Source organism: Nocardiopsis sp. NPDC055879 (assembly GCF_053615935.1).
This window is the reverse complement of the sequence record NZ_JBSHCT010000037.1, coordinates 14,957-28,071: the sequence shown is the minus strand read 5'-3', so window position 1 is coordinate 28,071 and position 13,115 is coordinate 14,957. Positions and strand designations below refer to the sequence as shown.

12 protein-coding genes and 1 pseudogene are annotated in these 13,115 nt (G+C 68.0%); 4 read left to right on the top strand and 9 right to left on the bottom strand.

All coding sequences use genetic code 11. The features are described from left to right. Positions 1–797, top strand: a 797-nt coding sequence (locus ACWGKS_RS28015; protein WP_452524662.1) for an SLC13 family permease, incomplete at its 5' end; no start/stop codon positions are given. 171 nt (positions 798–968) lie between these two features. Here ACWGKS_RS28015 and ACWGKS_RS28010 read toward each other — a convergent pair. From ACWGKS_RS28010 to ACWGKS_RS27970, 9 genes are all read right to left on the bottom strand, one after another. Further along, on the bottom strand, positions 969–2,189 hold the full coding sequence (locus ACWGKS_RS28010) for an MFS transporter (protein ID WP_358509817.1): 1,221 nt from the start codon (positions 2,187–2,189) through the stop codon (positions 969–971). Positions 2,190–2,366: 177 nt separating this feature from the next. Next, positions 2,367–3,860: a DEAD/DEAH box helicase gene (locus ACWGKS_RS28005; RefSeq protein ID WP_358509814.1), complete on the bottom strand. Its 1,494-nt coding sequence runs from the start codon at positions 3,858–3,860 to the stop codon at positions 2,367–2,369. Positions 3,861–4,098: 238 nt separating this feature from the next. Next, a complete protein-coding gene (locus tag ACWGKS_RS28000; RefSeq protein WP_304073583.1) occupies positions 4,099–4,302 on the bottom strand; it encodes a cold-shock protein in 204 nt (67 codons plus the stop codon). Between the two features lie 299 nt (positions 4,303–4,601). Next, positions 4,602–4,958 carry a monovalent cation/H(+) antiporter subunit G gene (gene mnhG / locus ACWGKS_RS27995; RefSeq protein ID WP_358509812.1) on the bottom strand — a complete coding sequence of 119 codons (357 nt, stop codon included), beginning with the start codon at positions 4,956–4,958 and terminating at the stop codon, positions 4,602–4,604. Then, positions 4,955–5,212, bottom strand: a complete 258-nt coding sequence (locus tag ACWGKS_RS27990; protein ID WP_358509809.1) for a monovalent cation/H+ antiporter complex subunit F — start codon at positions 5,210–5,212, stop codon at positions 4,955–4,957. Before ACWGKS_RS27990 ends, mnhG begins: the two co-directional genes overlap by 4 nt. Further along, on the bottom strand, positions 5,212–5,589 hold the full coding sequence (locus tag ACWGKS_RS27985) for a Na+/H+ antiporter subunit E (RefSeq protein ID WP_358509807.1): 378 nt from the start codon (positions 5,587–5,589) through the stop codon (positions 5,212–5,214). The genes ACWGKS_RS27990 and ACWGKS_RS27985 overlap by 1 nt, the downstream gene beginning before the upstream one ends. After that, positions 5,586–7,103 carry a monovalent cation/H+ antiporter subunit D family protein gene (locus ACWGKS_RS27980; RefSeq protein WP_358509805.1) on the bottom strand — a complete coding sequence of 506 codons (1,518 nt, stop codon included), beginning with the start codon at positions 7,101–7,103 and terminating at the stop codon, positions 5,586–5,588. The genes ACWGKS_RS27985 and ACWGKS_RS27980 overlap by 4 nt, the downstream gene beginning before the upstream one ends. Further along, positions 7,100–7,408, bottom strand: a complete 309-nt coding sequence (locus ACWGKS_RS27975; protein WP_087098612.1) for a sodium:proton antiporter — start codon at positions 7,406–7,408, stop codon at positions 7,100–7,102. The genes ACWGKS_RS27980 and ACWGKS_RS27975 overlap by 4 nt, the downstream gene beginning before the upstream one ends. Beyond that, positions 7,405–10,290 carry a DUF4040 family protein gene (locus ACWGKS_RS27970; RefSeq protein ID WP_452524658.1) on the bottom strand — a complete coding sequence of 962 codons (2,886 nt, stop codon included), beginning with the start codon at positions 10,288–10,290 and terminating at the stop codon, positions 7,405–7,407. The genes ACWGKS_RS27975 and ACWGKS_RS27970 overlap by 4 nt, the downstream gene beginning before the upstream one ends. A gap of 602 nt (positions 10,291–10,892) precedes the next feature. On the opposite strand from ACWGKS_RS27970, the gene ACWGKS_RS27965 reads away from it, so the two are divergent. The 3 genes and pseudogenes from ACWGKS_RS27965 to ACWGKS_RS27955 all read left to right on the top strand — a co-directional run. Continuing rightward, a complete protein-coding gene (locus ACWGKS_RS27965) occupies positions 10,893–11,798 on the top strand; it encodes an alpha/beta fold hydrolase (RefSeq protein ID WP_358509801.1) in 906 nt (301 codons plus the stop codon). 74 nt (positions 11,799–11,872) lie between these two features. Then, positions 11,873–12,469: a TetR/AcrR family transcriptional regulator gene (locus ACWGKS_RS27960; RefSeq protein ID WP_358509799.1), complete on the top strand. Its 597-nt coding sequence runs from the start codon at positions 11,873–11,875 to the stop codon at positions 12,467–12,469. A gap of 61 nt (positions 12,470–12,530) precedes the next feature. Further along, positions 12,531–13,115 (top strand): annotated as a pseudogene (locus tag ACWGKS_RS27955) (cytochrome P450); the annotation flags it as partial.

Here is a 13,115-nt window from a genome sequence, read left to right as displayed (position 1 = left end):
CGCTGGCCGCGGTCTTCATGCTGATCGCCTGGTTCGTCCTGACCCGCCTCTTCAAGCCGGGGGTGAAGAAGGTCGAGGGCGCCCAGGAGATGATCCGCGAGGAACTCACCAAGATGGGCGCCATGTCACGTGGTGAGAAGCTCGTGCTGGCGGTGTTCGCCTTCGCCGCCCTGTCCTGGATCTTCATCCCGATGATCGCCGACCTGGGTCCGGTCGCCGCCGTGGCTCCTTGGCTGGGCAACGTCACGGACGCGGGTGTCGCGATGACCGTAGCGGTCCTGCTCTTCCTCCTGCCCGTGGACCGTAAGACCCCCCTGATGGACTGGGAGACGGCGGTCAAGCTTCCCTGGGGCGTGCTGCTCCTCTTCGGTGGCGGGCTGGCCATCTCCGCCCAGTTCACCGACTCCGGATTGAGCGCCTGGGTCGGCGCCCAGGTCTCCTTCCTGTCCGGGGTGCCCACCTGGGTGCTGATCCTGGCCGTCAGCGCGTTGGTCCTGTTCCTCACCGAGCTCACCAGCAACACCGCGACGGCGGCGACGTTCCTGCCGATCATGGGTGGCGTGGCCATGGGCATGGACATCGACGTCCTGGCCCTGGTGGTCCCGGTCGCGCTCGCCGCCACCATGGCGTTCATGCTCCCGGTGGCGACCCCGCCGAACGCGATCGCGTTCGGCTCCGGTTACGTGAAGATCGGCGAGATGATCAAGGGCGGCGTCTGGCTCAACCTCGTTGCCCTGTTCCTCATCCTCGGCACCATGTACGGCCTGATGACCTGGGCCCTGGGCATCTCGCTATAGGCGTAGGCCACGGATCGCTCGAAGCAGAGAGCGGGCGGTCCTTCCCTGGGCGGTGTTTCCTCCTCTCCCGGACACCGCCCGGCACTCCCAGGGGCGCCCCTACCGGATCCGTCACCGTCTGACGGGGACCGGCGGGGGCGCCCTTCTCCATGCCCTGGGCCCTCCATGCCCTCAGCGGTCGGAGCGTTCCCGTGCTCGGGGGCTTCGTTCGGGTCGACCGGCCAACAGGGAAACGCCCACCTGCGCCAGCGCGAGGGCGCCCACCAGCAACAGCACCGGTTCCCACACACCCATGGCCTGTCCGAGCGTGCCCGCGGCCACAGGGCCGCCGGCGGCCAACAGGTAGCCCATGGACTGCGCCATCCCGGACAGGCGGATGGTCCTTCCGTGCGTGCCACCGCGGAGCGCGATGAGCGCCAGCGCCACCACGATGGCGCCACCCGTGCTCGCCCCCGCCAGCAGGACCCACAGCAGCCCCCACCCGGGCGCCCACACCAGTCCGGCCATGGCCACCACCATGGCCACGCTCACCACCAGGCAGGCCGGACGCTGCTCGGCCCGACGTCCCATCAGCGTGGTGATGGCCAGGCCCGCCACGATGCCCGCCAGTTGGAAGCCGAACAGGTGCCAGCCGGCCGTGGTGGGAGCGACGCCCCGAGAGGCCTCCACGGTGGGAAGCCAGTTCATGAGGGTGAAGTAGGTGGTGGACTGCAACCCCATGAAGACGGTGACCTGCCAGGCCTTGGCGGAGGTCCACACCGACCGTTCGGGTACTTCGTGGGTGACGCCGACGGCCCCGACAACTTCGGGCCCGGGTACCCGGCGCATCCGCACCGCCCACACCAGGACGGCCACCGCCACCAGGCCCGCCCACAGGCCCAGCGCCGGCCGCCAACTCCCCAACAGCAGCGACAACGGCACGGCGAGGCCGGCGGCCAGGGCGGCCGACGCGTTCATCACGGAGGTGTTGACCCCGGTCAACAGGGAGATCCGGGAGGGTTGGTCCCGCCGGATGATGGCGGGTACCAGCACGTTGCCGACCGCCACCGAGGCGCCGATCAACGCGGTGCCGATCCACAGGGCGGGCAGCGGCGGCAGGGAACGCAGGACGATCCCCGCGCACAGCACCACCATCGCCACCAGCACCACCCGGTCCACGCCCCAGCGGGACGCCGGCCCGTGGACCAAGGGTGAGACGACGGCGAAGCCGAGGAGCGGAAGCGCTCCCAACAGCCCCAACGCGGAGCCGGACAACCCCGTGGTGTCGCCGATCTGCCCCAGGACCGAACCGACCGAGGTCAGGGCCGGGCGCAGACAGGCGGCGACGAGGAAGAGGGCTGCGAGGACCAGCGCGCCCTGGGCTCCGGTGCGGGCGGTGGTGCTGGAGTGCATGGAGCCTCGCTGGGGGTGCGGGTTGAGGCATCCGATGAGCGGATGACGACGTCCAGGGCAGGCTAGCGCCTACGCTCCCGACCGGGAAGGGACCATGACGAAGAACCCCGCCCCGTCCGGGTCGGGTGACCTGGACGGGACGGGGTCCTCATGTGTTCGCGTACGCGGGCCGGTACGTCAGTCCCGGCCGCGGCTCGCCGAGGGGCGACGCGGGCGACGGTTGCGCCCACCGTTGTAGCCACCGCCGCCGTAGCCCCCACCGCGCGGGCCACGACGAGGGTTGTCCTCGCGGCCACGGGGCAGGGTCACCGGCTCACCGGAGGGCTCACGGGCACCGGTGATGCGGGCGAGCTCCGGGTCCTCGGGGTGCACCTGCGAGACCTGGGCGTCGACACGCGCCTGGTACATCATGCGGGCCATGCCGCGACGCTGGCTCGGCAGCACCAGGGTGACCACGTTGCCGGACTCGCCGGCACGGGCGGTACGGCCGCCACGGTGCAGGTAGTCCTTGTGGTCGGTGGGCGGGTCCACGTTGACCACCAGGTCGAGGTCGTCCACGTGGATGCCGCGCGCGGCGACGTTGGTGGCGATCAGCGCGGTGACCGTGCCCTCCTTGAACTGCTTGAGGGTGCGGGTGCGCTGGGGCTGGGAACGGCCGCCGTGCAGGGGCGCGGCCCGGACGCCGTTGTCCAGCAGGTACTGGGCCATCCGGTCCACGGCGTGCTTGGTGTCCAGGAACATGATGACCCGTCCGTCACGGGCGGCGATGCGGGTCGCCGTGGCCTGCTTGTCCGCGGGGGACACGTGCAGGAGGTGGTGCTCCATCGTGGTGACGGTGCCCTCGGAGGGGTCGACCGAGTGCACCACCGGGTCGTTGAGGAAGCGGCGGACCAGACGGTCCACGTTGCGGTCCAGGGTCGCCGAGAACAGCAGGCACTGACCGCCGGCGGGGGCCTCTTCGAGGATCGCGGTGACCTGCGGCATGAAGCCCATGTCGGTCATCTGGTCGGCCTCGTCCAGGACGGTGGCCTCCACCTGGTCCAAGACGCAGTCGCCGCGCTCCATCAGGTCGCGCAGACGACCCGGGGTGGCGACGACGAGTTCCACGCCCTGGTGCAGGGAGCGCGCCTGGCGGTGGATGGGCATGCCGCCCACCACGGTGGCCATGCGCACCCGCACCGAACGGGCGTACGGGGTGAGCGAGTCGGTGACCTGCTGGGCGAGCTCACGGGTCGGGGCGAGCACCACCGCGAGGGGGTGCCGCGACTCGGCCTTGCGACCGTCGAGACGGGCGAGCAGGGACAGCCCGAAGGCCAGCGTCTTGCCCGACCCGGTCTGGCTGCGGCCCAAGACGTCGCGGCCCGCCAGCGAGTTCGGCAGGGTGGCCGCCTGGATCGCCGACGGAGTGGTCAGGCCCTGGCGCGTCAGCATCGACTTCAGCGGGTCGGGCATGTCCAGGTCCTGGAAGGCCTCTACCGGGTCGAGCCCGGGAGTGACCGTGGTGGGGAGGGCGAACTCACCGGAGGAGCGTCCGCCGTCGAAACGGCCTCGGCCGCCTTCTCGGTTGCCGCCCTGACGGGGGCCGCCACCGAAGGAGCTACGAGGGCGCCTGCGGCCGTACTCCCCGGAGGGACGGGGGCGTCGGGTGTTGGTACGGGACGTGTGGTTCAAGGTAAACCTTCCACCGACGACCCGTGCCGGGCGTGGAGGTCGCTGCGACCTCGACGCTGAGCACCGGCGGCGCCGGGATAATACTGCGAGATCCACTGCCCACACGGAGAATCCGGGGCGTGGTTGATGGCCGGTGCCGGTCGAGACGCGACGGCGAGAAAACCGGTCCGAAAAGAAGAAAGGCAGAGGCCCAGCGCCCTGAGGGCGGGCCCCTGCTATGGAAAGAGCCTCAGCTCTCTCAGACCAGGGTGATGTTGTCGGCCTGCAGGCCCTTGGCACCCTGGGTGACGTCGAACTGGACGGCCTGGCCTTCCGCGAGCTCGCGGTAGCCGTTGGCCTGGATGGCGGAGTAGTGGGCGAAGACGTCGGGGCCGCCGCCGTCCTGCTCGATGAAGCCGAAGCCCTTTTCGCCGTTGAACCACTTGACGGTACCGGTGGCCATAGATTGTGCCTCTCGTTCGGGAGCATGAAGAAAACCGCGATTTGACGATTTTCCCGTCACCGCGGTGAGCGCCCGAAAAAGATGGAGCTTTATGCGGGGTCACTACTGCAACTTCGATCAACCTAGCACACGGTTTGTGCGGGGGGCCGAAAGATCCGATGTGTTGTAACGCATCGAAAACCCTGGTATCGGATCGGGTGAAGGCGTTGTTGGCCGGGGGGTCTGCGTGCGCTCATACGGCCGGGCCCCGCCTTCCCCTCAAGGACGGGACCCGCTCGCTCCGGTGTTGCCGAGACCGGCTAGAGTGCGCCCTCGTCTCGGCCTTCGGTGGTCGCTGTGGACAGGTCGTCGAACTTCGTGTCCTCAACCGGTGCCACCCCGGTCAGGTAGCCGGCACGCGCGATGGCGTTGCCGCCCACCGCTGCGGTCGACAGCTGGATCAACAGGGCGAGGCCGATCTTGATGGTGTTCTCCACGGTCGGGTAGTGCAAGAGGAGCCCGAGCAGCAGGAGCGCCGTGCCCAGGGCCCCGGCGATGGTGACACCGCTCAGCCGCGCGTAGAAGTCCCGGAGTCGGAGCAGGCCGACCGCACCGACCAGGAACACCACGGCTCCCGCGATCATGCAGACGACTCCGAGCGGGTACAGCACGTTCATCGCTTGCCTCCGGTGATCAGTCGGGCCATGGAGAGTGCGGCCAAGAACCCGACCAGTGAGCAGACCAGCACGATGTCCACGACCAGTGCGGTGTCCAGGCGAAAGCCCAACATGGCCACCAGACCGACGAACCCGAAGAAGATGACGTCGGTGGCGGCGCCACGGTCGGCCGCGGAGGGACCGGTGAGAATGCGGTAGGTGGCGATGACCATCGCCACCACGATCGCGGCCAGACCGATGTCGATGACGTGCATCAGCGGGTTCCTCCCTCGGCGGTGATCGATTCCGCGGACCGGGGCGGTCGGGTGACCGCGAGGATTCTGTCCTCCATGGCACGGATGTCCTCGCGGAAGGACTCGCGGTCCTGCACGTACAACCCGTGCACCCACAGGGTGGAGGGTTCGTGTCGTACGGCCACCGTGACGGTGCCCGGGGTCAGGGAGATCAGATTGGCCAACATCGTCACCTCGAAGTCGGTTCGGCCACGGATCGGGACCTCCACGAAGGCGGGTGTCGACGCACTGCCAGGAGTGACGATGTCCCACATGACCTGGAAGGAGGTCTTGGTGATCTCACCCCCGGCGTAGAAAGGGAACCAGAGCAGCCGAAGCGCCCACTTCAGGTGGTTCATCGTCCCAGCACCGCCTCGACGTAGGTGGACGTGTCCAAGAGGTTCGCGGCGGCCTGCGCGCTCAGGTCGAGCAGGAACTCGGCGCCGAGTCCGATACACAGGGTGGTCGCGGTCAGCACCAGGCCGGGAAGGATCAGTGTCATTCGGATCTTCGGCCTCGTCACCGTCTGGACGGAACCCCCGTTGGCCCCGGCGGTCATCGGAACGTCTTCCTCCGAGGAGGAGGGTTCCTTGCCCCAGAACACACCACCCCAGATCTTGAGCATGGACATCAACGTGATGAGGCTGACCGCGATCATCACGGCCGTCACGGTCCACTGCTGATCCTCGACGGCGGCCAGGATCAGGGAAAGCTTGGCGACGAACCCCGAGAACGGTGGGAGGCCCGCCAAGGACAAGGCCGCTCCCATGAACACCAATCCGATGAGGGGTTGGCGTCTGGCGACGCCGCCGAGTCGGTCCAACGCGCCGGTTCCGTGAGTGTGCTCGATGGCCCCCGTGGACAGGAACAGGGACGCCTTCACGATCATGTGGTGGATCAGGTAGAAGATGCCCGCCATCAGGCCCAGCTCGGTGAACAGGGCCACGCCCAGCAGGATGTACCCGATCTGACTGATCATGTGGAAGACCAGGATGGAGCGGGTGGTGTTCTCACCGACCGCTCCCATGACACCGATGACCATGGTGAGGGTGAAGGCCACCACCCCGATCCACAGGAACCGGGAGTCGCCGTCGAAGACCACCGCGTACAGACGGTAGATCGCGTAGATGGCGACCTTTGTGTGCAGCCCGGAGAACAGGGCCGTGATCGCCGGGGAGGCCGCCGGATAGGTACGGGCCAACCAGCCGTGCACGGGGACGACCGCGGCCTTGATCGCCAGTGCGAGGATGACCACACCCATGCCGACCGCCACCAACGGCGACTCCTTGGCCGCTCCGGCGAGCTCGCCCAGGTGTACGGTTCCGGCGACGGCGTAGACCAGGGCCACGCCGGCCAGGAAGATCGTGGACGTCAATAGGTTGACGGTGACGTAGATGCGTCCGGCCTTCAGCCTGCCCAAGGCCCCCAGCATCGCCAACAGCCCGTACGAGGGCAGCAACATGACCTCGATGAACACGAACATGTTGAAGATGTCGCCGGTGAGCAGTGCGCCGGACACGCCGGCGGTGAGCACCAGCACCAGCGGGGAGAAGAAGGACTGCCGGTCGTCCCCGGTGGCCACCGCGAACATGGAGCACACCAGCGCCAGCAAGGACGTCGTCCACAACATCAGTGCGCTGAACACGTCGGCGACGAACGGGATGGCGATCCCGTCCTGCCACAGACCCACGTTGTGCGCGAACACCGTGCCATCTCGGGTGAGCCAGATCAGTCCACCGCCGCCCAGCGTTCCCGCGGTGCTCGGAGCCAGCAGCAGGACGCGACGCAACCAGAGCGGACCGCGTACCACGATGAGCAGTCCCGCCCCGATCAGCGGGACCGCTACGAAGAGGGGAAGCAACACAGGGATCATGAGTTCCCCTCCGTGTCGTCGTCGCTACCGGAGGCGGCGAGGGTGAGCATGTAGATCGCGATGGAGAAGGCGATGACGATCGCGGTCAACACGAACGCCTGGGGGAGTGGGTCGGCCGCCGTGAGGGCGGTGCCGAACTGCAACAGGGGCAGGTCCCTGCGGAACACCCCGCCCGCCGACATGATCAGCAGGTTGACCGCGTGCCCGACCAGGATCAGGCCGAGGACGATGCGCACCATGCCGCGCTGAAGCATCAGGTAGACACCGCCGGCGACCATGATGGCTATGGTGATGGCGAGGGTCATCGCTTACCTCCGGTGGTGGCGCCGTCCATGGTGGAGGCGCCGTTCGTGTCGTTCACCGGCTTCTCGCCCTCCTGTGATGTCGGAGGGTCTTCCTGACTCTCGCTCGTGTCGGACCCCCGCTCCAGGCCGAGTTCGTTGAGGGCGGTGAGCAGAACCCCCACGACGGCCAGGTAGACACCGATGTCGAAGACGAACGCCGTCGTGAAGTGGAAGTGACCGCCCCAGGCCAGCGGGATGTCCGCGTGCAGTGGCTTGAGGAAGGAACCGTCCACGAAGCCCAGGACACCCGAGAGCGCCGCGACCAGGACACCGACCCCGATGATCGCGGGATAGGCCAGACGGATGCGCGCGTCCCGGTCGCTGGGTGCGGCCAGGTAGGCGAGGGCGAACCCGGCGCCACCGACCAGACCGGCGATGAAACCACCGCCCGGTTCGTTGTGGCCACGGAACAGCAGGTAAAGGGACCACAGGACCAACAACGGCATGAGGAATCTACCGACAGTGCGCATGAGCACCGTGTTGTCGGCCGGATCGTAGGCCGCGTTGGTCGCGCCGACGATGATTTGACGCGAGCCGTGGGTGGGCAGCAGGTCGCTGGAGCGCAGCACCGCGATGATGACCAGCCCGGCCACACCCAGGACGGTGAGTTCGCCGAGGGTGTCCAGGGCCCGGTAGTCCACGAGGATGGTGTTGACCACGTTCGTGCCGCCGGTGTCCTCGGGCGCGTTGCCGAGGAAGTAATCGGCGGCCGGGGACAGTTCACGGCGTCCGGTGAGCGCGAAGGCGGCCACTCCGGCGCACAGGCCGGCGCCGATCGCGATGGCCGCGGTCAGTACGGTTCGGCGACGCTTCACCGAGTGGAAGCGACGGGGCAGCCGGCGCAGGACCAGGACCGCCACGACCACCGTCAGGATCTCCACCAGCAACTGGGTGAGGGCGACGTCGAAGGCGCCGAGGAAGAACAGCCACAGGGCGGTGGTGAAACCGGCGACACCCACCAGCGCCAGGCCCGCCATTCGGGACCGGGTGACGACGGCGGAGCCGACGGCGACGGCCATCAGGCCCACCAACAACCAGTCGAGACCGAGCGCGGTCCGCCCGGCCACCGGGGGGAGCTCCAGGCCCACCACGGAAATCACGCAGGTCAGCCCGATGATGACGATCATCGGTGTGCCCAGGTGGAAGGCGGGGGAGTCGGACCGTGTCAGATCGCCCACTCGCCTTCCCGCGCGGATGATTCCACCGTAGAGGGCTTCGAAGATCCCTACCCCGGTGAACGGAACGAGGTCGCGTCCGGCCATGGCGTCACCGGCACGGGACCTCCAGGCCACCAAGGCGCCCAGGCCGACCGCCGCCATCGACATGAACAGTGCGGCGTTGAAGCCGTGCCACAGCACCAGGTGGGTGTCGACCACCGTGTGTGTGGTGTCGGCCGCCACCGTGTTGACCAGTGGGTCCAAGACCGGGACGGTCAGACCCAGCAGCACGCCGCCGAACGCGGCGATGATGGCGGGGGTCCAAAAGCCGATCCGGGCCTCACCGGCCGTGGCCTCCCTGGTTCCCTCTTCGCTTCGGGAAGCACCGAAGAAGGTGCGGTAGACGAACCGGAAGGAGTAGGCGAACGTGAACACCGAAGCGCCCACAGCGACCACTCCGGCGAGCGGGCCGAACCAGCCCGGACCGGGGGCGTGCAGGAACGCTTCGAACAGGTTCTCCTTGCTGATGAAACCGAGCAGGGGCGGGATGCCCGCCATGGACAGGGCGGACAGCGTGGCGATCGTCGCCGTGACCGGCATCCGGTGGCGTAGGCCCCCCAGCCTGCGAATGTCGCGTGTGCCGGTCTGATGGTCGACCAGGCCGACCACCATGAACAGGGCCGATTTGAACAGGGCGTGGGCCACGGTGTGCACCGACGCGGCGACCAAGGCCTCCGGGGTGCCCACCCCGATCACCGCGACCAGCAGCCCCAGTTGGCTGACCGTGGAGAAGGCGGCCAGGCGCTTGAGGTCGTTCTGCTGGATCGCGAAGAACGCGCCGATCAGGGCGGTGGTCAGCCCGGCGGTGATGAGCAGCGCGTTCCACAGGAACACGTCCGCGAACGCCGGGGTGAACCGCATCGCCAGGTAGATGCCGGCCTTGACCATGGCGGCGGCGTGCAGGTAGGCGCTGACCGGGGTGCTCGCGGCCATGGCGTCCGGCAGCCAGTAATGGAACGGGAACTGGGCCGACTTGGTGAACACCGCCACCATCACCAGCAGCGCCACCACGGAGACGAACACCTTGTCCTGGGTCCAGGAGGGATCGGCCAGGATCGCGCTCAGCTGGGTCGTCCCTGTACGTATGACCAGGAGAGCGACGGCGCCCAACAGGGCCATCCCACCCATCGCGGTGAGAAGGAAGGTGCGGATCGCCGGTCGATCGGCGGTGAGTCCGGAGAGACCGATCAGGTAGAACGACGCGATCGTGGTGAGCTCCCAGAAGACGAAGAGCAACACGACGTCGTCGGCCAGGACCAGACCGGTCATCGCGAACGCGAACACGCTCATCAGGCAGTAGAAGCCGAGTCTGCGCCCAGGGGGGAAGTACCGGGTGGAGTAGGCCATGATCAGGGTTCCGATACCGGTCACCAGCATGGTGAACAGCCAGCTCAGGCCGTCCATGCGCAGGTGCAGGTCGACTCCCAGGCTCGGCATCCAAGGCCGGGTGTACTCCAAGGGGGCGCTCTCACCCAACACCTGAGGTGCCTGTAGGGCGACCACCACGGTCAGGGCGAGGAACACGGTGGCGATGGGCCAACCCGCGTTTCGGCCCAGCAAGCGGTTCAGTAAAGGTGTGCTCGCGACGGTCACGGCGAGCACGATGAGGAGAAGCAGCAGCACCACGCCACTGTCCTTTCACGGCTGATCACCGTGCGCGTGGCCGGAGAGACCCGGGAGACGAACACGGTGTGACGGAGCGGAAGATGGGTCACGGGGGTGTCGTCAAATGGGCCCAGGTGGGCAGGCACTGAGTTCACCGTGCGCGTTGGTGCCCCAAGAGGTGGTGTAACCGTTGGTGCCGAGGGGGAGACCATGTTCGTCCGGTAGTTCGGACCGCTCCGCGAATCGGTCTCTGCGCAGGCTGCGTGACAGCTCAGGGTGGTGTGGCGTCATGGCGTCGGGCTCCGGGGACATGAGTCGGTAAGGACGCCGACCAGTCTTCCCGGCACACCTATTGCGTCATGTGACGCCGCGCCCATGGTCGTTGATGCGAACGAGTATGTCCAGTTCCGGCCGCTTTTCCCTCGCTGAACGTGGACCGAAGTGCCCGATGAGTGCAGGTGCCAATATAGCCCCTGATCAGGCAAAATAACCCTTTGCCAACGAGTCGGTCTCGGATCGCCACTGTGGTGGCCGGTGTTCGCGTGTGGGCGTAGAGTCCCTCATCAGGTGTGCCGGGAAGTCTGGTCGGCGATGGCCGACCCCTACCCGAAACCAGGTGCCCGATGACCGAGACCACCGTCCACGGTGCCCGCATCTACCGCTCGGACCTCGCGGAGCGGGCCGTGCGCGATTGGTGTGAGGAACGACTCACCGAACTGCCCGGGCTCCGGTCACTTCCCGAACTCTCCACGTCCATCGGACCCACCCGGGCCTTCCGTTTCGAGGGTGGCCCCGGTGCTCCGGTGGTGGTGCTCAGCGGGACCAACTTCAACAGCGCCCTGAGCGCCTCGCCAGCCTCCGACATGTCCGCCGAGCGGGACGTGATCCTGGTGGACCTGCCCGGACAACCGGGTCTGAGCTGTGGCAAGCGCCCTCGCGGCCACCGCGCCCAGGCCTACGGGGACTGGCTCGACGAGGTGCTGCCCCGGCTCGTGGACCGGCCCGCGATCATCCTGGGGCACTCCCTCGGTGCCGCCGTGGCCCTGGCGGGCGAGCCGAGCTCCCTGGTCAAGGGGATGGTTTTGGTGGGTGCGGCGGGGCTGACCCCACCGGCGACCTCCCCCGAACTCATGCGGGTCACCCTGCCGTGGATGATCGGCCCCAGGGAGGACAAGAGCACCCGGCTGTTGAACTTCATGAGCGGACCCGACTTCCGGTACCCGGTCCACCCGTTCGCGTCCTGGATGACGATGGTGGGCAAATGCTGCAAGACCAGTCTGGCGCCGGGTCCGTTGCCGGCCGAGTCGCTGCTGGCCTGGCAGAGGAAGAACGTCATCGTGGCGACCGGTTCGGAGGACGTGTTCTTCTCGCCGGCGCGTCTGCACGGTCCGGCCCGACGGTTCCTGGACGCCGACGTGGACGTGTTGGAGGGTGCGGGCCACTTGGCTCCCTACGAGTTCTCCGAGCGGATCCGCGACCTGGTCACCCGAGCCGACGCGCCGGTGGAGGAAGCCGACCCGGCCGACTGACCGGGGTGGGGGAGGCATTCACGGTCGACTTCCGGCCTTGATCCATTACAGATGTGTCATGTAACTTATTTGATATGACACAGTCGAGCCCATCCAGAGTCGGCCGTCCCCGAAGCGGTGCGGCCGACGAGGCCATCCTCAAGGCCGCCTCGGACCTGCTGATCGAGGCGGGTATCGACGGCGCGGGCATCGACCAGGTCGCCAAACGTGCCGGGGTGAGCCGGCCGACGGTCTATCGGCGCTACGGCGATCGGACCGAACTGCACATCGCGGCGATCCACTGGACCTTCGGGTTCCGACCGAAGGAGATACCCCAGCCGCGGGACATCGAGGAACTGCTCGGTTGGTGGGCCCGGTCGTTGGAGGCGCCCGAGAACGAGCGGATCCGCAGTCTGACGTTGCGCCTGATGCCCGCGGGCCACGATCACCCGGAGTTCGCCGCGGTGTTCCGGGAGGTCAGCGTCGAGCCGCGCAACGCCGTGATCCGCGAGGTGTTGCACAAGGAGAAGGAGCGCGGCCGGTTCCCGCAGGACACCGATCTGGAGATCGTTCGGCAGATCCTCGCCGGTGCGGTCGTGACCCACCTGAACACCCACCCCAAGGGCGGCACGGTGCGCGAGGCCGAGGAGTTCTTCCTCGCCGTGCTCCACGAGACGAGGTTCCGCCCATGAACCCGCGGGTCGTGACCGCGACCCGAGTCGGTGACCGATGAGTTCCAGGGGAGATCCGAAGATGACCGAGGACACCACCCGGCCCACCTCATTACCCACACGACGCCCGACACCCTTCGACCCTCCCGTGGAGCTGGCCAGGCTGCGCGGCCAGGACCCGGTCAGCCGACTGGCCTACCCGGACGGCCACACCGGTTGGCTGGTGACCGGGCACGCGCAAGTTCGACAGGTCCTGGCCGACCCCCGGTTCAGTACCCGCAACGAGATTCGGCACGACCCCTCACCGGGAACGGACGTCACCGCGCCGCCCCGGCCGGCGCCACGCGGTATGTTCCTCAGCCACGACCCGCCCGAGCACACCCGCTACCGTCGGCTGCTCACCGGGCAGTTCACCGTCCGGCGGATGCGCCGGCTGACCGCGCGCGTCGAGGAGATCACCGAAGAACACCTCGACCGGATGGAACACCGGGGCCCGCCGCTGGACCTGGTGGAGGCGTACGCCTCACCGGTGCCCGCCCTCGTCATCGGCGAACTCCTCGGGGTTCCTCAAGGGGACGTGGACCGGTTCCAACGGACCGTGGCGGCGGTGTCCCGGGTGGACTCCTCCAGGGAGGACAAGATGGCCGCCTTCGTCGCGATGCGGGGT

What these genes read in the sequence shown, in the direction of transcription:
- ACWGKS_RS28010 (WP_358509817.1), bottom strand. Translation starts at nt 2,189, where the DNA reads ATGCACTCCAGCACCACCGCCCGCACCGGAGCCCAGGGCGCGCTGGTC.
- ACWGKS_RS28000 (WP_304073583.1), bottom strand. Translation starts at nt 4,302, where the DNA reads ATGGCCACCGGTACCGTCAAGTGGTTCAACGGCGAAAAGGGCTTCGGC.
- mnhG (WP_358509812.1), bottom strand. Translation starts at nt 4,958, where the DNA reads ATGAACGTGCTGTACCCGCTCGGAGTCGTCTGCATGATCGCGGGAGCC.
- ACWGKS_RS27990 (WP_358509809.1), bottom strand. Translation starts at nt 5,212, where the DNA reads ATGCACGTCATCGACATCGGTCTGGCCGCGATCGTGGTGGCGATGGTC.
- ACWGKS_RS27985 (WP_358509807.1), bottom strand. Translation starts at nt 5,589, where the DNA reads ATGAACCACCTGAAGTGGGCGCTTCGGCTGCTCTGGTTCCCTTTCTAC.
- ACWGKS_RS27980 (WP_358509805.1), bottom strand. Translation starts at nt 7,103, where the DNA reads ATGATCCCTGTGTTGCTTCCCCTCTTCGTAGCGGTCCCGCTGATCGGG.
- ACWGKS_RS27975 (WP_087098612.1), bottom strand. Translation starts at nt 7,408, where the DNA reads ATGACCCTCGCCATCACCATAGCCATCATGGTCGCCGGCGGTGTCTAC.
- ACWGKS_RS27965 (WP_358509801.1), top strand. Translation starts at nt 10,893, where the DNA reads ATGACCGAGACCACCGTCCACGGTGCCCGCATCTACCGCTCGGACCTC.
- ACWGKS_RS27960 (WP_358509799.1), top strand. Translation starts at nt 11,873, where the DNA reads ATGACACAGTCGAGCCCATCCAGAGTCGGCCGTCCCCGAAGCGGTGCG.